The organism is Flagellimonas profundi (assembly GCF_017313275.1).
Classification (GTDB): domain Bacteria; phylum Bacteroidota; class Bacteroidia; order Flavobacteriales; family Flavobacteriaceae; genus Flagellimonas; species Flagellimonas profundi.
In genome coordinates, this window is sequence record NZ_JAFLNM010000002.1 from 910709 (window position 1) to 930111 (window position 19403).

Genomic DNA, 19403 nt, shown 5'->3' on the forward strand with positions numbered 1-19403 from the left:
AAAAACAATACTGCAACTTCATGAAAAAAACCATCCTTCTTCTTTACGTAATAAGTATTTGTTTGGGTTGTGCCCAAAATAATGTGGAAAACCAAAATGTTGTAGCAACCCAAAACGGAAAAGTGGAAGGATACACCGATGGTGAAATTCAAATTTTTAAAGGAATACCATTTGCGCAGCCACCTGTTGGTGAACTTCGGTGGAAATCGCCGCAACCCGTTAAAGATTGGGAGGGTGTAAAGGAATGTATGGAGTTTGGTCCGAGCCCTATCCAAAATACCCCAGAACCTTTTTTGTGCTGGACCGAGGAATTTATAGCCAAACCCGAACCATTGAGCGAAGATTGCTTGTATTTAAATGTTTGGACCCCCGCGCAAAAAAAGGATGAAAAGCTGCCTGTGTTCGTTTGGATCTATGGAGGCGGCTTAAGTTCGGGCAGCGCCAATTGCGATATTTATGATGGAAAACAAATGGCGGAACAAGGAGTGGTTTTTGTAAGCTTGAATTATAGGGTTGGAGTGCTTGGTTTTATGGCACATCCAGAATTAAGCGAGGAATCCGGTCATAATGCATCGGGCAATTATGGTTTTATGGATCAATTGCAAGGCTTAAAGTGGATACAGGAAAACATTGCTGCATTTGGAGGGGACCCGAACAATGTGACCATCGCGGGGCAGTCGGCAGGTTCTTTTAGCGTTAATGCCCAAATCACATCGCCTTTGGCGAGTGGATATTTTGATAAGGCCATTTGTCAGAGTGGAGGCATTTTAGGAGGGCGTTTAATGCAGGATTTAAATACGGCTGAAGGACAAGGTGTCAAGTTTATGGAATCTGCCAACGTGTCTTCCATTGATGAATTAAGGGAGGTGCCAGCAACAAAATTGCAAGAGCTGAGCAATAATCCTGACGTGGGAAGATTCGGGGTGGTGCTCGATGATTATTTTTTACCGAAGGATTTATCCGGACACTTTAAAGAAGGAAACCACAATCAGGTCAGTGTAATGACAGGTTGGGTAACAGGAGATTCCAACCTTTTGCCAACGGGAGAAGTGACCAAGGAAAGCTTTAGCTCAATGGTCCAAGAACGTTTTGGTCCGGATGCGGATGAGTTTTTAAAAATGTTCCCCGCCAAAACCGATCAAGAGGCACTTCAATCCCAACAAAAAATGAACCTCTTAAGTTTTGCAGGAGTATCTTCTTATCTGCTCGCCGAATATATGGATAAAGAAGTATGGCTCTATGAATTCACCCATGTGCCAACCGATAAACCTGGTTTTCCAAACTATGGGGCATTCCATACGTCGGAGGTGCCGTTTGCGCTGCATACTCTTGACCAATGGAAACGACCATGGCAGACCGAAGAGCGCAAACTTGAGGACCAAATGTCCGCCTATTGGGTGAATTTTGCCAAGAATGGTAACCCGAATGGTCAAGGATTACCGGAATGGCCAAGTTATAATAATGGTGGAGGGGAACTTTTGACGATTGATACGGACGCCATGGAAATGAACACCAAATATTCGGAGGAATTCCAATTTTTATCACAAGATTAAAGCATTCACTTAAACTAATTGAGCTGCAAAGAGCTCCACAGGTTTTTTTCTGCCTTCGAGCTCCATGTTCCCCAAAGATTTTAGTCGTAGACCATCTGGTTTCAATTGTTCTGCCAATTCTTCAGAAATGATGATTTCCTGTTGTAATGGCTTGCAGAGTTGCTGGATACGTGCAGTAACGTTCAAAACGTCTCCAGTAAAAAAGATTTCTTTCTTCAGGGCTCCTATTTCTCCGGTGGTTACCTGCCCCAAATGTAATCCTGCCCTAAATGAGGGTACTACTCCATATGTTTCTTCAAAATAGTTGCGTTTCTTTTGTAGACTTTGCTTCATTGCATAAAAACAACGGATACAGTTATGGTATTGTAGGCCATCATCTTTTTTCCAGGTAACCACAATTTCATCGCCAACATACTGGTATACTTCACCTTTATACTGAATAATGGCACTTGACAATTGGTTGTAGTAGTCGCTCAAAAAGCGAAAATATTTTTTGTGGCCCATTTGTTCCGCGAACGAGGTTGAGGATTTCATGTCCAAAAACATAAAAACACGGGACTCCTCTTTAGGTTGATGGTATTTGCCCGAAAAAAAGTTGAGCAATACGTTTTGGCCCAAATGCTCGCTGATACCTGAATAGATCAGCGAAACAAAAATGCTAAAGGTTAACGAAACCATGGTGCTCAAAAATGTGGGACTCACGATATAGTTCGAAAATTTATACCAGACTTTGGCATCCATAATAGGGGAACTAAGCTCAATACTTGCAGCGATCGGAAAAGTCACAAGATTGATGACCAGCATAAATAATAGATAAAACGCCATTTTATACAGGATTTTTTTCCAAAAAGCCTTGCGCTTAAATCGTTTGCCCAACCAAAGTACTTCCACGGCGCCCATTGCAATGCCCACTAAAAAAACAGCTAGGGAGGCGAACAGAAAGATGTTCCAGGTTACGGTGATGTCCGTTTCCGGTCGCTGATTCTGATACTCCGTAGCCATGGACTCAATGAGAAGGATGAACCAGCTTAGCACCAACCAAATAATACCGAAAGGTAAAATGCGCTTTACATGATAAAGAAACTTTGGACTTGATAAAAAGGTCATGCAGTAAAGGTAGCGTGAATTTGGTTTTTAAAGGTGTGTTTGATTATCAATATATTACGATGGCGAAAATCAACTGTACGCAGGAATTTACCGTTCCATCGACCATAGATGACCTTACAATAATGTCGGATAGCCAGGGTTTGTTCTAAAAGCAGATGGTCGGTAATTTTAAAAAACAAGCAAACCAAAATCAACTAGGTACCATCGTTGGTCCGTTTTAGTTTTGATTTACGCGAAAAGTGATTTTTCGGTTTGTAATAACGGTTCCGGTTTGTATGGTTAAGGTTACTTCGTCGGAAGTCGTAGGACTGCAGGAATTAGTGGAGTTGGACAGGAGTACACGGTAGATATTCCCACTTTTACTTGGGTCGGGTGAAATTACCGTTAGATTGGAAGTTTGGGACCCCGAGTATTCACTGCCGTCGGCGATAGAAGAAAAAATGCTGCCCCCATCGGTACTTACTTGCCATTGATAGGTATCCGCACCTGTGGCTGTAACTGAAAAATTGCCATTGTTGCCCGATGCCACGGCTTGGTCGGTTGGTTGTAAAACTATGGTTGGCGAAGAATTTACGGTAACATCCACGCTGTCTGTGTTGGAGACGCTGCCATCCGAAATGGTCACCGAAAAGGTATAAGAGCCAGCGGATAAATTGGTCACCACAGGATTTTCATCAGTGGAACTAAAAGTGTAGCCAACTGGTCCTGCCGTTGCTGTCCAATTGTATGTTGCTCCAGATGACCCAGCACCAGAGGGATTGCTGTACAGGTTCAATGTTTCATTATCACAAATAGGACTATTGGATGAAGCAGAAACAGAAATGGATCCCCCGGAGTCATTTAAATCATCGAAACTGTAGTCTGTGCCGGCACCACCATTACATGTTGAATAGACAGTAGAACCAATAATCAAACGTTTCGCGGAATTACAGGGATTATCGGTGGCCAATGTCCCTCCGGAATCGATAACAAATGCTGCTCCGGAAGGGAGAGAAAAGCTAACGTTCGAAGTCCATTCGGCCAATCCACCATCTGCTATTGTGATCAATTGTGTTTGTAGACTGGAGGTGCTGCCTATGTAAAAATTATCGGTACTTCCAGAACCATCCCCAACGGTAAGCGAATTTACTGCATTTGGGATATTGGAAGAAATGGTAACGCTGTACCCACCTTGAATGTAAACATCGTTGGTCCCAACCAATTGCCCAGGATAACTCGTAGCTGCTATCCAGCTTGAGCCATTATATACTTGCCAAATTGATACATTGGTCCAATTGCCCGAGGAAACAGAGCGATAATCGCCTAAAGATTGGGCGCTTAGCCTTTCTGAGGCGATTACAGCCACTCCAAAGACAAACAGCATTTTAAAAGTATTTCCCAAAGAGAATTTCATAAGCAATTGATTGGATTTGATTCATCCTAACAGAATCGTCAAATTTTAAAATATCGTGGAAAAATAGAATAAACACGGAGCGATTGGAAAAGATTGTTGTGTAATTGATTATTTTGTCTGTCAAATCCGTTGAGAACAAGAATCAATTCAAAAAGTGACCCACATAAACACCCAATTCGGTGTAAATAATTGAAAAATAGTTTTTAACACGTTTTTTGTGTTCGGTTGGGTTGCAAAAACACTATTATTTATCGTATATTTGCAAAACTGAACGGATATAAAAGTATTCATGAGGGGACTTTGAGTCCCCTCTTTTATTACTGGTTTTTATGTTGAAGGATAAAGTGGAATCATTGTTGAACAAGGCATTGGAGGAATACTCTTCCTTGTTCCTGGTTGATTTTACCGTTGGTGGAGACAACAGTATTAAAGTGGTGTTGGATGGAGATCAGGGTGTTAGCTTGCAGGACTGTATGAATGTCAGTAGGGCAATAGAACACAATTTAGACCGGGAAGAGGAGGATTTTTCCTTGGAGGTGACATCTGCGGGTGCCACTTCGCCATTACGGTTGCCGCGTCAGTACAATAAAAATATTGGAAGAAAATTACAGGTCAAGACCAGTTCAGAGCAATTTGAAGGAACACTGGTGGAAACCTCGACAAATAGCATTACCTTGGAGTGGAAGGCCCGGGAGCCTAAACCAGTGGGTAAAGGAAAAGTCACAGTGCAGAAAAAGCAGGAAATTGCCTTTTCTGATATTCAAGAGGCAAAAGTTAAATTAAAATTTTAATTGTAGTAGAAAATGGAAAACCTAGCGCTCATCGAATCCTTTTCGGAGTTTAAGGACGATAAGTTTATTGACAGGGTGACCCTTATGGCGATTTTGGAAGAAGTATTCCGGAGTGCGCTCAAGAAAAAATTTGGTTCTGACGACAATTTTGATATTATTATCAACCCGGACAAAGGGGATTTGGAAATTTGGAGAAACCGTGTCGTTGTCGAAGATGGTGAGGTAGAAGAACCTAATGAAGAGATATCCTTGTCCGAGGCTAGAAAAATCGAGCCCGATTTTGAAGTTGGGGAAGATGTTTCGGAAGAGGTGAAATTGGTCGACCTTGGTAGGAGGGCAATTTTGGCTTTGCGCCAGAATTTGATTTCCAAGATCCATGAGCACGACAATACTACCATCTACAAGCAATTCAAAGACTTGGAAGGGGAGATTTATACCGCTGAGGTACATCACATCAGACATCGTGCGGTTATTTTGTTGGATGATGAAGGAAATGAGATCATTCTTCCAAAAGAAAAACAAATACCGTCCGACTTTTTCCGTAAAGGCGACAATGTTCGTGGAATTATAGAAAGTGTTGAACTTAAAGGGAACAAGCCTGCCATTATCATGTCCAGGACCTCCCCCAAATTCTTGGAGCAATTGTTCTTCCAGGAAATTCCAGAAGTGTTCGATGGTCTGATCACCATAAAAAAAGCAGTTCGTATTCCAGGAGAAAAAGCAAAGGTTGCCGTGGATTCCTATGATGATAGAATTGATCCCGTTGGTGCCTGTGTGGGTATGAAAGGATCTCGTATCCATGGAATCGTACGTGAATTGGGCAATGAAAACATTGATGTGATCAACTGGACGAACAATCCACAATTGATGGTGACCCGTGCATTGAGTCCTGCAAGAGTGTCATCTGTCAAATTGAACGATGAGAAAAAAACAGCTCAAGTATACCTAAAGCCAGAGGAGGTTTCCAAGGCTATCGGTAGAGGTGGGCACAACATTCGTTTGGCCGGTCAATTGACTGGTTACGAAATAGATGTGTTCCGTGAAGGCGTCGAAGAAGATGTGGAGTTGACCGAGTTTTCCGATGAAATCGAAAGCTGGGTTATTGAAGAATTCAAGAAGATTGGATTGGATACCGCACGTAGCGTTTTGGAACAAGATGTAAAGGATTTGGTAAAACGAACCGATCTAGAAGAAGAAACTATCCAAGAGGTCGTTCGCATCCTCAAGGAAGAATTTGAAGATTAGGCTTATATTAGCAGCGAAAATTTAGGGCAAGTAAAATTATTTATGGCAGAAAATCCAACAATACGACTTAACAAAGTTCTCAGAGAATTGAACATTTCACTGGATAGGGCAGTCGATTACCTGGCCTCGGAAGGGCATGAGGTAGAGGCACGTCCTACCACCAAAATATCCAATGAAGTGTATCAAGTTCTGTTGGATGAATTCCAAACGGATAAGAGTAAAAAGGTCGCTTCCAAGGAAGTTGGTGAAGAAAAGCGCAAGGAGAAGGAAGCTATACGCATCCGAATGGAAAAAGAACAGGAGGAGCGCAGGTTGGCCAAAGAGAAGAAGGAGGCAGAGCAGCAAGTGGTAAAAGCCAAAGCTGAGCTTTCCGGACCCAAAACCGTGGGTAAGATAGATTTGGATAAAAAATCCGAACAACCGAAAGAGGAAGAGCCAAAGAAAGAGGAAGCTCCAAAAGCCGAGCCAGCAAAAGCCAAGGAAGAAAAGCCGAAAGCTCCCGAAAAGGAAAAGGCCGAAAAGAAAGAAGCAGCAGAGTCCAAAGAAGAGGTCTCTGAAAGCAAAGAAGGCTCCGAGGATACTGAGACAGGTACCATAAAGACGAAGTACCAAAAACTTTCAGGTCCTAAAATTACGGGAGATAAAATCGATCTTTCGCAGTTCAAAAAACCAGCCAAGAAGAAAAAAGAGGATAGTCAAAAATCCAAAGGAGGTTCATCTGATGGAGGGGAGCGTAAAAAACGTAGAAGAAGAATAGTAAAGAACGGTCCTCAATCAGGAGGTGGCCGTAACAATAGAGGGGGTTCTGGCAGAAAGGGACAGCGTTCATCCGCACCAAAAGTTGAGCCTACCGAAGAAGAAGTACAAAAACAGGTAAGGGAAACCCTTGAAAAACTTCAAGGTAAATCCAGTAAAGGTAGAGGAGCCAAATATCGAAGGGAGAAAAGAGATCAACATCGTCAGCAAACGGAGAAAGATCTTGAACAACAGGAGTTGGAAAGCAAAATCCTTAAGGTGACCGAGTTCGTTACAGTAAACGAACTGGCAACCATGATGAATGTTTCCTCCACACAGATTATTTCTGCTTGTATGTCCCTAGGTATCATGGTAACCATGAACCAGCGCCTGGACGCTGAAACGCTTTCCATTGTAGCCGATGAATTTGGTTACGAAGTTGAATTCGTTACCGCAGAAATCGAGGAGACCATAGAGGAGGTTGAGGATGCCCCGGAAGATTTAAAGCCTCGTGCACCGATTGTAACTGTTATGGGGCACGTTGACCACGGTAAAACGTCCTTACTGGATTATGTTCGTCAAGAGAATGTGATCGCAGGCGAGAGTGGTGGAATCACCCAGCACATTGGAGCTTATGGTGTTTCCCTCGAAGATGGACAGAGAATCACATTCTTGGATACTCCCGGTCACGAAGCGTTTACCGCAATGAGAGCCCGTGGTGCCCAAGTAACGGATATCGCTATAATCGTAATTGCCGCGGACGATGACATTATGCCTCAAACAAAAGAGGCCATTAGTCATGCGCAAGCAGCAGGAGTTCCCATTGTGTTTGCTATCAACAAAGTTGATAAGCCAACAGCGAACCCAGATAAGATCAAAGAAGGCTTGGCCAGCATGAATTTGTTGGTGGAAGATTGGGGAGGAAAGGTTCAATCCCAAGATATTTCTGCAAAAACAGGGCAAGGAGTTCAAGAACTTCTTGAAAAAGTGTTGCTGGAAGCAGAATTGTTGGAGCTTAAGGCAAATCCTAACAGACTGGCTTCAGGAACGGTTGTAGAGGCATTTTTGGATAAAGGTAGAGGATATGTTGCGACAATTTTGGTCCAAGCTGGTACCTTGAAAATCGGAGATTATGTATTGGCCGGAACTTGCAGTGGTAAGGTCAAGGCGATGCAAGATGAGAGAGGGAACAATATAGAAAATGCCGGACCGTCGACACCAATCTCTATTTTGGGATTGGACGGAGCGCCACAAGCTGGTGATAGGTTCAATGTATTGGAAGATGAACGAGAGGCAAAACAGATTGCCGCCAAGCGTTCACAGTTACAACGTGAGCAATCCGTTAGAACGCAACGTCATATTACACTTGATGAAATTGGACGAAGAATCGCGTTGGGCGACTTCCAGGAGCTTAACATCATACTTAAAGGTGATGTGGATGGTTCTGTGGAGGCACTGACGGATTCGTTCCAGAAACTTTCTACGGATGAGATTCAGGTGAACATCATCCATAAAGGTGTTGGCGCCATTACAGAATCCGATGTATTGTTGGCAAGTGCCTCCGATGCGATTATCATAGGGTTTAACGTAAGGCCAATGGGCAACGCTAGGTCAATTGCGGATAAAGAAGAAATCGATATCAGAACCTACTCCATTATATACGATGCCATCAACGACCTGAAAGATGCAATGGAAGGAATGTTGTCTCCGGAGATGAAAGAAGAAGTTACCGGTAATGCGGAAATCAGGGAGACCTTTAAGATTTCCAAAATTGGAACCATTGCAGGTTGTATGGTGACCAGTGGAAAAATATTTAGAAACTCACGCATCAGATTGATTAGGGATGGTGTAGTTATCTATACTGGGGAATTGGCCTCCTTGAAACGTTTCAAAGACGATGTTAAGGAAGTTTCCAAAGGATACGACTGTGGTCTTCAAATTAAAAATTACAACGATATTAAAGAGGGCGATATAGTTGAAGCCTTCCAAGAAGTTGCGGTTAAGAAAAAGCTGTAACAGGAAATAAAAGTTGATCAATAAGAAAAAATCCCGCTGGCTGGCGGGATTTTTTTATGACTTAGATTTTTTCTCTTCTGGTTTCAATAACATGGCGTCCGGATATTTTTTGCGAACCTCCAAATATTTTCTTTCAGCTTCCAATTTGGTTCTGAACCTTCCGAGCCTAACGCGGTAAGTAGGGGATTCAAACTCTATTTTGGAGTACCAGTCTGGAAAATCGATTTCAACTTGGTCCAAAAGCTCTTGGGCCCTATTGTAGTTGCCAAAACCAACCTGAATTTGATAATATCCTGTATTTTCATGAGCCTTGGTGTAAAGCTTCACCAACTCGTTGATTTTTGGGTCTTGTTGAATCGTCACCTGTCCTTCCTGGGCCAAAACTTGAGTTGTTAAACCGAGTAAAATTATGCTAAATACAGCCGTTTTCATGATATTTACGTGTTGTATGATTTATGCTTACTGCAAATGTAGATTATTAAAGATTAACCAAGTCGAGCATAAGTTATTTAGAATCTTTATAAATTATGTGTTATGAATACCTTAAGATTTTAAAAAATGACTGTATGTCTTACTTTTGTTGCCATTCTTGGTAGGGTGAAAGGCTATTGCTCTCATACTCAATAGAAAGAACCATGCCAAAGATTTCGATAGAAATTTCACGAATATGAAAAAGGTTTTATACCGCCATCTATTTTCTAAAGTATTAGGTTTAACTCTCCTATTATTCTCCACATCTTTTTATGCGCAGGAAGAAGCCGAGGCTACAACCGACGCTGCTGCTGAGCAAACAGCTGAGGCTGTTGGGGGAGACCCGGTTAAAGGAAAACAACTGTTTAATCAGAACTGTGCCGCATGTCATGCCTTGGACAGGAAAATGACGGGGCCTGCATTGGCCAATGTGGAAACTAGATTGGCCGAGGATGAAGGGTTGGATAAAGAATGGATTTATGCATGGGTGAAAAACAGTCCTGGTGTAATTTCCTCAGGTGATGCTTATGCAAACAAAATTTACGATGAGTACAATCAGGCGGCGATGACGCCTTTTCCAACATTGTCCAATCAGGATATTGATGATATTTTGGCCTACACGGCTGCTCCGCCTCCGGCACCGGCTGCCACGACAGCTGCTACTCCTGCTGGTGAGTCCACCGGTTCAAGTTCTGGGATTTCCAATGAGATGATCCTTGGGGCCTTAGCCTTGGTGTTCGGCCTTTTGGTCATTATGTTGATCTTGGTGAACAAGACTTTGCGCAGAATTGCCGAAGCCAATGGGGTGGTATTGGAAAAAGAAAAAGAAAAGCGTTTGCCTATTTGGAAGGCTTTTGCTCAAAATCAGTTCTTGGTTTTGGTGAGTGTGGTTTTCTTGTTGTTGGCCAGTGCATATTTTGCTTACGGATATTTAATGCAGGTTGGTGTTGATCAAGGTTACGCTCCTGTTCAGCCGATTCATTTTTCACATAAGATTCACGCTGGAGACAATAATGTTGACTGTAAATACTGTCACTCTTCTGCAAGGGTTTCCAAAACTTCAGGGATTCCTTCTTTGAATGTTTGTATGAACTGTCATAAGTCCATTTATGAGTACGCAGGTAATCCGGAGGGGCCATCTGCCGAAGACTTGGCCAACGGATACACCAATGACTTCTATACAGGAGAAATCAAAAAATTGTACAAGGCCGTTGGATGGGACGAGGAAAATCAAAGCTATACTGGTGAGACACAACCAGTAGAGTGGGTTAGGATTCATAACCTTCCTGATTTTGCTTATTTCAACCACTCACAGCACGTATCTGTTGCTGGTGTTGAGTGTCAAACATGTCACGGTCCGGTGGAAGAAATGGAAATCATGTATCAGCATGCTCCTTTGACCATGGGATGGTGTATCAATTGCCACCGTGAAACCAATGTTAAGGTTCAAGGCAATGAATACTATGAGGCAATTCATGAGGAGTTGTCCAAAAAGTATGGTGTTGAGGAATTGACTGCCGCAATGATGGGTGGTCTGGAATGTGGAAAGTGTCACTATTAAGAATTAAAAGAAGATAATCTCAGATATATCGTATGGCATCAAACAAAAAATATTGGAAAAGTGAAGCGGAGTTGAATCCGAACGATTCCATTGTTGAGGCGCTAAGAAACAACGAGTTTACAGAAGAGATTCCCGTTGATGAATTTTTGGGCGACAAGGAAAACTTGTCATCCTCGAACACATCCCGTAGGGATTTCTTGAAATATGTAGGTTTCAGTACTGCGGCAGCTACGGTTGCGGCGTGCGAAGGCCCGGTTCACAAATCTATTCCATATGTAGTTCAGCCGGACAATATTGTTCCCGGCGTTGCCAACTATTATGCAACTACCATTGCCGATGGTTTTGATTTTGCCAGCATTTTGGTGAAGACCAGGGAAGGAAGGCCTATCAAAATTGAGAACAATACCGATGCAAAAGTAAATGGCGGAGCCAATGCGAGAGTTCAGGCTTCCGTATTGACTTTGTATGATAGCAAAAGGGTTCAAGGGCCTATGGCCAACGGAGAGCCTGTGGAGTGGAAGGTATTGGATGCCACTGTTAAAGCAAAGTTGAATGCTTTGAAAGGTTCCAACAAACAAGTGGTGTTGTTGACCCAGACTTATGCTAGTCCGTCTACCACGAAATTGATATCTGAGTTTAAGGCGGCTTATGGAGACAATGTGAACCATGTGGTTTACGATGCCATTTCCGAGGATGCCGCATTAAATGCATACAGTAAGGCTTACGGAGAACGTGCCTTGGCCGATTACGATTTTGAGAAAGCGGAGCTGATTGTTTCTTTCGGTGCCGACTTTCTTGGTGACTGGCAAGGTGGTGGATATGATTCAGGTTATGCCAAGGGACGTGTTCCCAAGAATGGAAAAATGTCCAGACACGTACAGCTGGAGTCCAATATGTCCTTGACCGGTGCCAATGCCGATAAGAGATACCCGATGACCCCTACCCAACAAAAGATTGCCCTTGCCAAATTGTACGGCAAATTAAACGGCAGTAGTGTTGGTGGAGGTACATCCGATGTCGATGAAGCCGTTGATAGGGTAGCTGCTGAAATCAAAAAGGCAGGTAGCAAAGCAGTCGTTGTAAGTGGTCTTAACGATGAAAACGCACAAACAGTGGTTTTGGCCATCAATAAATTGTTGGCCAGTGAGGCATTTGATCCAGAAAAGCCAAAATATGTACGCCAAGGAGATGCTGCAAAAGTAAGTAAGTTGATAGCAGACATGAACGCAGGTCGAGTTGGAGCCTTGATCATGGATGGTGTTAACCCAGCTTATACATTGCCAAATGCCGAGGAATTCCTTTCTGGACTCGAGCAAGTGGATGTGTCGGTGGACTTTGCCTATACCAATGATGAAACTGCCCAAGCCTCTAACTATGTTGCGGCTGCTTCTCATTACTTGGAGTCTTGGGGTGATGCCCAATTTAAAAAAGGAGAATACAGCTTGATGCAGCCCGCTATTCGAGAGTTGTTTGATACAAAACAGTTTCAAACAGCGCTTTTAACGTGGATGGGCGTCGAGAAAACATATTACGAATACATCAAAGAAACCTGGAGTGCGGATATACTTCAAGGTGGTTCTTGGAACAAAGCATTGCAAGATGGTGTGTATGTGGCACCTGCAATGATGGTTGAAGATGGCGAAGCAACTACCACTCAGGTAGATTCGGAGGAAGAGCAGCCAGAAATTGTTCCGATCGCATCCGCAGTACGTTCTTTGGTGAATGCGACTAGCTCGGGTACTGAATTGGTACTGTACTCTAAAGTTGGTATGGGAGATGGTCGTCAGGCCAACAACCCATGGTTGCAAGAGTTTCCTGATCCAATTTCCAGAGTATCTTGGGATAACTACGTAACGGTTTCCAAAGCGGATGCAGAGTCTTGGGGACTTGAAAATACAATCGAAGCCGATGGTGGGGTTAATGGTAGCTACGTAAAATTGACCGTTGATGGTAAGGTATTGGAAAATGTGCCGGTTATCATTCAACCAGGTCAGGCAGTAGGTACTGTAGGTCTGTCTTTCGGTTATGGAAAAAAAGCTGGAATGCAGGAGGAGATGGCCACTGGGGTCAATGCCTATACTTTGTATAGCAACTTCTCCGATGTGCAATCCGTAACCGTTGAGAAATTGGGCGGAGAACACGAGTTTGCTTGTATCCAGTCACATAAAACATTAATGGGTAGGGGGGATATCATCAAGGAAACTACCTTGGAAATCTTCAATACCAAAGACCATGAAGAGTGGAATCCAATGCCTCATGTGTCTTTGAATCACAATGAAATACCAGTGACTTCACCAGATGCCGACCTTTGGGAGGAATTTGACAGAAGCATTGGGCATCATTTTAACCTGTCCATCGATTTGAATGCTTGTACCGGTTGCGGTGCTTGTGTTATCGCATGTCATGCAGAGAACAACGTTCCTGTTGTAGGAAAACGTGAAATGCGTCGTTCAAGGGATATGCACTGGTTGCGTATTGATAGATACTATTCTTCCGAAGAGACTTTTGAAGAGGATAACGAGAAGAAAGAAGAAATGGAAGGTCTTTGGGGGGATAAAGGTTCCCTTGGAGGTTTCAGGGAGATGGAAGACCCATCTGCGAACCCACAAGTAGCCTTTCAGCCTGTAATGTGTCAACACTGTAACCATGCGCCTTGTGAGACCGTTTGTCCTGTAGCTGCTACATCTCACAGTAGACAGGGTCAAAACCACATGGCTTACAACAGATGTGTGGGTACTAGATATTGTGCCAATAACTGTCCGTATAAAGTTCGTAGGTTCAACTGGTTCTTGTACAGTAACAACGACGAGTTTGACTTTAATATGAACAACGACTTGGGTAAAATGGTGATTAACCCAGATGTTAATGTGCGTTCAAGAGGTGTTATGGAGAAATGCTCTATGTGTATCCAAATGACTCAAAAAACTATTTTGGATGCCAAGAGAGATGGAAGGGTCATCAAGGATGGTGAGTTCCAAACCGCTTGTTCTGCAGCTTGTAGCAGTGGGGCTATGGTGTTTGGTGACATCAATGATCATGACAGTAAAGTGGCGGAGTTGAAAGAGGATGATAGAATGTACCATTTGTTGGAGCATGTAGGCACTAAACCAAACGTGTTCTATCATGTAAAAGTTAGAAACACCAACGAGGCTTAATCAATAAAAAAAGAAGTAACTAGAAGATAAATTATGGCGTCGCATTACGAAGCACCTATTCGAAAGCCCTTAGTGGTCGGAGACAAAGGATACCACGATGTAACAGTGGACATTGCCCGTCCGGTTGAGGGAAAGGCCAATAAACAATGGTGGATTGTATTTTCCATTGCATTAGTGGCATTCCTCTGGGGTCTAGGATGTATCATTTATACCGTTTCCACAGGTATCGGGGTTTGGGGTCTTAACCGAACCGTTAACTGGGCCTGGGATATCACCAACTTTGTATGGTGGGTAGGTATTGGTCACGCAGGTACACTGATTTCAGCTGTACTCTTGCTTTTCCGTCAAAAATGGAGAATGGCGATCAACCGTTCTGCTGAGGCGATGACCATTTTCTCGGTAGTACAGGCAGGTTTGTTCCCAATTATTCACATGGGTCGTCCATGGTTGGGTTACTGGGTACTTCCAATCCCTAACCAATTTGGTTCTCTTTGGGTGAACTTCAACTCACCTTTGCTTTGGGACGTATTTGCGATTTCAACCTATCTATCCGTGTCATTGGTTTTCTGGTGGACAGGTCTTTTGCCTGACTTCGCCATGATCCGTGATAGGGCCGTAAAACCTTTCCAAAAGAAAATATACAGCATTCTAAGTTTTGGATGGACAGGAAGGGCAAAGGATTGGCAACGATTTGAGGAAGTTTCTTTGGTACTGGCCGGTTTGGCTACACCTTTGGTGCTTTCTGTACACACCATCGTATCTTTTGACTTTGCTACCTCGGTAATTCCTGGATGGCACACTACCATTTTCCCACCATACTTTGTTGCTGGTGCGATTTTCTCTGGATTTGCCATGGTGAACACACTTTTGATCATTATGCGTAAGGTGTGTAGCTTGGAAGCTTATATTACTGTACAGCATATCGAATTGATGAACATTGTAATCATGATTACTGGTTCTATCGTTGGATGTGCCTATATCACCGAGTTGTTTATTGCATGGTACTCTGGAGTTGAGTATGAACAATATGCTTTCTTGAACAGGGCTACTGGTCCTTACTGGTGGGCATACTGGTCCATGATGACCTGTAACGTGTTCTCACCACAATTTATGTGGTTCAAGAAATTGCGTACCAGTATCATGTTCTCCTTCTTTATTTCTATCGTGGTGAACATAGGAATGTGGTTCGAGCGTTTCGTTATTATCGTTACCTCATTGCATAGGGATTACTTGCCATCTTCTTGGACAATGTTCTCCCCAACTTTTGTTGATATCGGAATATTTGTGGGAACCATAGGATTCTTCTTCGTATTGTTCCTGTTGTATTCCAGAACATTCCCGGTAATTGCACAGGCAGAAGTGAAATCCATTTTGAAAGCTTCTGGTGAGAAATACAAAAAATTGAGGGAAGCTGGTAAACCATTGTACGAAATGCCTGAGGCAAAAGGTGAAACCAAGGTGGAAGAGGCTCCAAAAGTCGATGCAAGTCATGAGCATGTGTCCACGTTGCTGGAAGCAATTGGAACTTTTGATGCCGAAACGGAAACTGCTGACGATTTGAAAAAAGTCAAGGGTATTGGTCCTCAAATGGAACAGGCCCTGAACCAGATAGGTATTTATACGTTTGCTCAGGTGAGCAGAATGACCGAAAAAGAATACGACTTGTTGGATTCTATCACAGGTTCTTTCCCAGGAAGGGCACAACGTGATGATTGGGCAGGTCAGGCTAAAAAATTAAACGAAGAAAAATAATTATGGCATCAAAAGTTATACAAGCACTTTACAACGATGACGATGTGTTGATGCATGCTGTAAAAAAGGTTAGGGCAGAGCACCACCATATTGAAGAGGTGTACACTCCGTTCCCCGTTCACGGTCTCGATAAGGCAATGGGCTTAGCGGATACCCGAATAGCTATCACCTCCTTCCTTTATGGATGTTTGGGGTTAACGGTTGCCATAGTTATGATGAATTATATCATGATTGAGGATTGGCCACAGGATATTGGTGGTAAACCAAGTTTTAGTTATTTGGAAAATATGCCGGCCTTTGTTCCTATTATGTTCGAGCTAACGGTTTTCTTCGCAGCTCACTTGATGGTTATTACCTTCTACCTAAGAAGTAGAATGTGGCCTTTCAAGAAAGCCGAAAACCCGGATAAACGTACTACCGACGACCATTTTTTGATGGAGTTAGGTGTGCATGATAACGAAAATGAACTTGCCGATTTGTTGTGGGAAACAGGTGCGGTAGAAGTAAAAGTTACAGAAAAGGAGTCTTAATAATATGAAACAATTAGGTAAAATAAGTGTTGTTTTGGTCTTAATGATATTCGCTGCCTCTTGCGCGGATAAGAACAGTCCAAACTACCAATTCATGCCAAACATGTACGAACCTGTAGGATATGAGGCCTATCAAGGTGTGGACAATGGGTTGTTCCCAGATGGAACGGAAGCCTTGTTGCCCCCGGAAGGGACCATAAACAGAGGATACATGCCCTATGAGTTCGAAAACACTCCGGAAGGTAAAGAATTAGCAAGAATGAACACCAGCCCTTTGGATTCGTTGAACCAAGAGGAAAACCTGGCAAAAGGAGCCGAACTTTACGGAATTTACTGTGCCATATGCCATGGTTCTAAAGGAGATGGTCAAGGGAATCTTGTGAAGAGAGAAAAAATATTGGGTGTTCCCAGCTATGACGATGCAGCTAGAAACATTACTGTAGGAACTACCTACCACACGATTTATTATGGTTTGAACTCTATGGGGTCTTATGCCTCCCAGTTTGCCAATGAAAAAGAAATGTGGCAAGTATCCGAATATGTGATGAAATTAAAGGAAGACCTAACAAAATAATAGGATAAGAATAAACTATGTATACCTTTTCAAACAAACTTAGAATAGGATCTTTCATAGCCATGGGGCTTGGAGTTATTTTCTTGGCAATTGGTTTTTTGTCAGCTCCATCGACAGTGGAAGAAGCCAAGGCCATGGTGGCAGCACATGACGATGGTCATGGTGGAGGGCATGCAGAAGCGGCCGAAACTCATGGCGAAGAACAGGGTCACGGTACAGAAGCTGCGCATGGTGAAGAGCACGATGCATCCCATGACACACATTTGTTGCACCAATTACAGAATAGACCTTGGTCCGCACTTTACGTAGCCGCATTCTTTTTCTTTATGATTGCTTTGGGCGTGTTGGCATTTTATGCCGTACAACGTGCTGCCCAAGCTGGTTGGTCCCCCTTATTGTTTAGAGTAATGGAAGGGATTACCGCTTACTTGGTCCCAGGAGGGATTATTGTATTTGTGATTTTATTGCTGTCCACGTTGCATATGAACCATATGTTTGTTTGGATGGATGCTGAAACTGTAGCACATGACGAATTATTGCAAGGAAAAGCAGGTTATTTAAATCCAACTTTCTTTTTGATCAGGGCAGCCATATTCTTGGGCGGATGGATTTTCTATCGTCAATACTCTAGAAAATTGTCTTTGGCACAAGACGAGTCCGACGACAACAGTAATTTTGTCAAAAACTTTAGATGGTCAGCAGCCTTCTTGGTGTTTTATTTGATTTCTGAATCCATGATGTCTTGGGATTGGATAATGAGCTTGGACCCACACTGGTTCAGTACACTATTTGGATGGTATGTATTCGCTAGCATGTTTGTTTCTGGTATTACCGTGATTGCCATGGTTACCGTATACTTGAAGTCAAAAGGATATTTGGAGCAAGTCAATGACAGCCACGTTCACGATTTGGCCAAGTTCATGTTCGGTATTAGTATATTCTGGACTTATCTGTGGTTCTCACAGTTTATGTTGATATGGTATGCCGATATTCCAGAAGAGGTAACGTATTATATAGCGCGTTTTCAAGATTATAAATTACCATTCTTTGGTATGTTGGTCATGAACTTTGTTTTCCCATTGTTGGTACTTATGAACAGTGATTATAAAAGGGTGAACTGGTTTGTTATTATGACCGGAATTGTGGTTCTTTTAGGCCACTATTTGGATATATTTAATATGGTGATGCCTGCAACGGTTGGTGATCAATGGTACATTGGCTTACCAGAGATTGGTGGTATTTTATTCTTTGGAGGTTTATTTGTGTTCTGGGTGTTTACTGCTTTGACAAAAGCCCCATTACAACCCAAAAGAAACCCATTTATTGAGGAAAGTAGACATTTTCATTATTAATACGATTTAAGTCTTAGATAGATAAACGATGACTGCATTTTTAACATTAGCTGTTTTAGTATTAGTTGCGATTGCGATTTGGCAGATGACCAAGATTTTTGAATTGTCGCAAACTAAAACAGAAAAGGCTGAGATAGCGAACGATTCCGACAACAAGAACAATGGTTACCTTTTATTTATGTTCTTGATCTTCATTTATGGAATCACGATTTTCAGTTTTGCGAAATATGGTAAGACCTTATTGCCGGAAGCCGCATCCGAACATGGTGGTGAATACGACCAGTTGATGTTGGTTTCCATGGGAATTATATTCTTTGTGCAAACCGTGACCCAGGCACTCTTACATTACTTCGGTTACAAGTACAGAGGCCAAAAAGGAAGAAAAGCATTGTTTTTTGCAGATAATGACAGGTTGGAATTTATCTGGACGATTATCCCTGTAATAGTATTGGCAGGTTTGATCCTTTGGGGATTGTATACTTGGACCAATATCATGGATGTCAACGAAGACGATGACCCATTGGTGGTCGAACTTTACGCACAACAATTTAACTGGACGGCAAGATATGGTGGAGAGGATAATGTATTAGGTGATGCCAATGTTAGGTTAATCGATATCGGCAACGCCAATGTACTTGGTTTGGATGAGTCAGACCCCAATTCTGAAGATGATATCATTGTTAAGGAATTGCATTTGCCTGTCGGTAGAAAAATAAACTTTAAAATGAGGTCCCAAGATGTATTGCACTCCGCATACATGCCCCACTTTAGAGCCCAGATGAACTGTGTTCCTGGAATGATTACTCAGTTTTCCTTTACTCCAACAGTTACAACCGAGGAAATGCGCCTGAATCCGGATGTTGTAGATAAAGTAAAGCGGACCAATGCCCTTAGGGCCGAGTGGGCAGCAGAAGGAAGACCTAATTCGGAACCATGGGAGTTTGATTACATTTTGTTGTGCAATAAAATATGCGGAAAATCACACTATAATATGCAGATGAAGATTATAGTGGAAACCGAAGAAGAGTTCAATAAATGGCTTGCTGAACAAAAATCCTTCAAAGAAACCGTTATGATTGATGAAACGGCAGAGGAAGAGCAAGCATTCAACACGGAAGATGGTGTTGATATTGAAGCAGAAGAAATAGCTTCGGAAGAATAACAAACA

The 19403-nt window shown here is 42.7% G+C and carries 14 protein-coding genes; 11 read left to right on the plus strand and 3 right to left on the minus strand.

Translation table 11 applies throughout. The features are described from left to right. Positions 1 to 20: 20 nt before the first annotated feature. Positions 21 to 1553, plus strand: coding sequence for a carboxylesterase/lipase family protein (locus J0654_RS13035; RefSeq protein WP_207029520.1), 1533 nt, complete (start codon positions 21 to 23; stop codon positions 1551 to 1553). Between the two features lie 9 nt (positions 1554 to 1562). Here J0654_RS13035 and J0654_RS13040 read toward each other — a convergent pair whose 3' ends face one another. Both J0654_RS13040 and J0654_RS13045 read right to left on the minus strand, forming a co-directional pair. Beyond that, a complete protein-coding gene (locus tag J0654_RS13040; protein WP_237685987.1) occupies positions 1563 to 2660 on the minus strand; it encodes an adenylate/guanylate cyclase domain-containing protein in 1098 nt (365 codons plus the stop codon). 217 nt (positions 2661 to 2877) lie between these two features. Continuing rightward, positions 2878 to 4053, minus strand: a complete 1176-nt coding sequence (locus J0654_RS13045) for a PKD domain-containing protein (protein ID WP_207029521.1) — start codon at positions 4051 to 4053, stop codon at positions 2878 to 2880. A gap of 329 nt (positions 4054 to 4382) precedes the next feature. Between J0654_RS13045 and rimP the strand changes: the two genes are divergently transcribed. From rimP to infB, 3 genes are read left to right on the plus strand one after another with little or no spacing between them, the layout of a single operon-like run. Further along, entirely contained in the window at positions 4383 to 4844 is a 462-nt protein-coding gene (gene rimP, locus J0654_RS13050) for a ribosome assembly cofactor RimP (protein ID WP_207029522.1), read from the plus strand. 12 nt (positions 4845 to 4856) lie between these two features. Continuing rightward, positions 4857 to 6089, plus strand: a complete 1233-nt coding sequence (gene nusA / locus J0654_RS13055; RefSeq protein WP_207029523.1) for a transcription termination factor NusA — start codon at positions 4857 to 4859, stop codon at positions 6087 to 6089. A gap of 42 nt (positions 6090 to 6131) precedes the next feature. After that, positions 6132 to 8840: a translation initiation factor IF-2 gene (gene infB / locus J0654_RS13060; RefSeq protein ID WP_207029524.1), complete on the plus strand. Its 2709-nt coding sequence runs from the start codon at positions 6132 to 6134 to the stop codon at positions 8838 to 8840. 54 nt (positions 8841 to 8894) lie between these two features. On the opposite strand, the gene J0654_RS13065 is transcribed toward infB, so the two are convergent. Beyond that, positions 8895 to 9272: an SPOR domain-containing protein gene (locus tag J0654_RS13065; RefSeq protein ID WP_207029525.1), complete on the minus strand. Its 378-nt coding sequence runs from the start codon at positions 9270 to 9272 to the stop codon at positions 8895 to 8897. 235 nt (positions 9273 to 9507) lie between these two features. Between J0654_RS13065 and J0654_RS13070 the strand changes: the two genes are divergently transcribed. From J0654_RS13070 to J0654_RS13100, 7 genes are read left to right on the plus strand one after another with little or no spacing between them, the layout of a single operon-like run. Then, positions 9508 to 10872 (plus strand): c-type cytochrome, encoded by a 1365-nt coding sequence (locus tag J0654_RS13070; RefSeq protein WP_207029526.1) that lies wholly within the window; start codon positions 9508 to 9510, stop codon positions 10870 to 10872. A 32-nt stretch (positions 10873 to 10904) separates the two neighbouring features. Further along, on the plus strand, positions 10905 to 14027 hold the full coding sequence (locus J0654_RS13075) for a TAT-variant-translocated molybdopterin oxidoreductase (RefSeq protein ID WP_207029527.1): 3123 nt from the start codon (positions 10905 to 10907) through the stop codon (positions 14025 to 14027). A gap of 33 nt (positions 14028 to 14060) precedes the next feature. Next, positions 14061 to 15779: an NrfD/PsrC family molybdoenzyme membrane anchor subunit gene (nrfD, locus tag J0654_RS13080; RefSeq protein WP_207029528.1), complete on the plus strand. Its 1719-nt coding sequence runs from the start codon at positions 14061 to 14063 to the stop codon at positions 15777 to 15779. A 2-nt stretch (positions 15780 to 15781) separates the two neighbouring features. Then, positions 15782 to 16309, plus strand: coding sequence for a DUF3341 domain-containing protein (locus J0654_RS13085; RefSeq protein WP_207029529.1), 528 nt, complete (start codon positions 15782 to 15784; stop codon positions 16307 to 16309). A gap of 4 nt (positions 16310 to 16313) precedes the next feature. Then, positions 16314 to 16883 carry a c-type cytochrome gene (locus J0654_RS13090; protein ID WP_207029530.1) on the plus strand — a complete coding sequence of 190 codons (570 nt, stop codon included), beginning with the start codon at positions 16314 to 16316 and terminating at the stop codon, positions 16881 to 16883. Positions 16884 to 16900: 17 nt separating this feature from the next. Further along, on the plus strand, positions 16901 to 18235 hold the full coding sequence (locus tag J0654_RS13095; RefSeq protein WP_207029531.1) for a quinol:cytochrome C oxidoreductase: 1335 nt from the start codon (positions 16901 to 16903) through the stop codon (positions 18233 to 18235). Between the two features lie 28 nt (positions 18236 to 18263). After that, positions 18264 to 19397, plus strand: a complete 1134-nt coding sequence (locus J0654_RS13100) for a cytochrome c oxidase subunit II (RefSeq protein WP_207029532.1) — start codon at positions 18264 to 18266, stop codon at positions 19395 to 19397. Positions 19398 to 19403: the final 6 nt, after the last annotated feature.

Bases quoted from the DNA above. Each gene is read 5' to 3' on its own strand.
- J0654_RS13085 (WP_207029529.1), top strand. From the start codon at position 15,782: ATGGCATCAAAAGTTATACAAGCACTTTACAACGATGACGATGTGTTG.
- J0654_RS13070 (WP_207029526.1), top strand. From the start codon at position 9,508: ATGAAAAAGGTTTTATACCGCCATCTATTTTCTAAAGTATTAGGTTTA.
- J0654_RS13040 (WP_237685987.1), bottom strand. From the start codon at position 2,660: ATGACCTTTTTATCAAGTCCAAAGTTTCTTTATCATGTAAAGCGCATT.
- J0654_RS13095 (WP_207029531.1), top strand. From the start codon at position 16,901: ATGTATACCTTTTCAAACAAACTTAGAATAGGATCTTTCATAGCCATG.
- rimP (WP_207029522.1), top strand. From the start codon at position 4,383: ATGTTGAAGGATAAAGTGGAATCATTGTTGAACAAGGCATTGGAGGAA.
- J0654_RS13045 (WP_207029521.1), bottom strand. From the start codon at position 4,053: ATGAAATTCTCTTTGGGAAATACTTTTAAAATGCTGTTTGTCTTTGGA.
- nrfD (WP_207029528.1), top strand. From the start codon at position 14,061: ATGGCGTCGCATTACGAAGCACCTATTCGAAAGCCCTTAGTGGTCGGA.
- J0654_RS13065 (WP_207029525.1), bottom strand. From the start codon at position 9,272: ATGAAAACGGCTGTATTTAGCATAATTTTACTCGGTTTAACAACTCAA.
- J0654_RS13035 (WP_207029520.1), top strand. From the start codon at position 21: ATGAAAAAAACCATCCTTCTTCTTTACGTAATAAGTATTTGTTTGGGT.
- J0654_RS13075 (WP_207029527.1), top strand. From the start codon at position 10,905: ATGGCATCAAACAAAAAATATTGGAAAAGTGAAGCGGAGTTGAATCCG.
- J0654_RS13090 (WP_207029530.1), top strand. From the start codon at position 16,314: ATGAAACAATTAGGTAAAATAAGTGTTGTTTTGGTCTTAATGATATTC.
- infB (WP_207029524.1), top strand. From the start codon at position 6,132: ATGGCAGAAAATCCAACAATACGACTTAACAAAGTTCTCAGAGAATTG.
- nusA (WP_207029523.1), top strand. From the start codon at position 4,857: ATGGAAAACCTAGCGCTCATCGAATCCTTTTCGGAGTTTAAGGACGAT.
- J0654_RS13100 (WP_207029532.1), top strand. From the start codon at position 18,264: ATGACTGCATTTTTAACATTAGCTGTTTTAGTATTAGTTGCGATTGCG.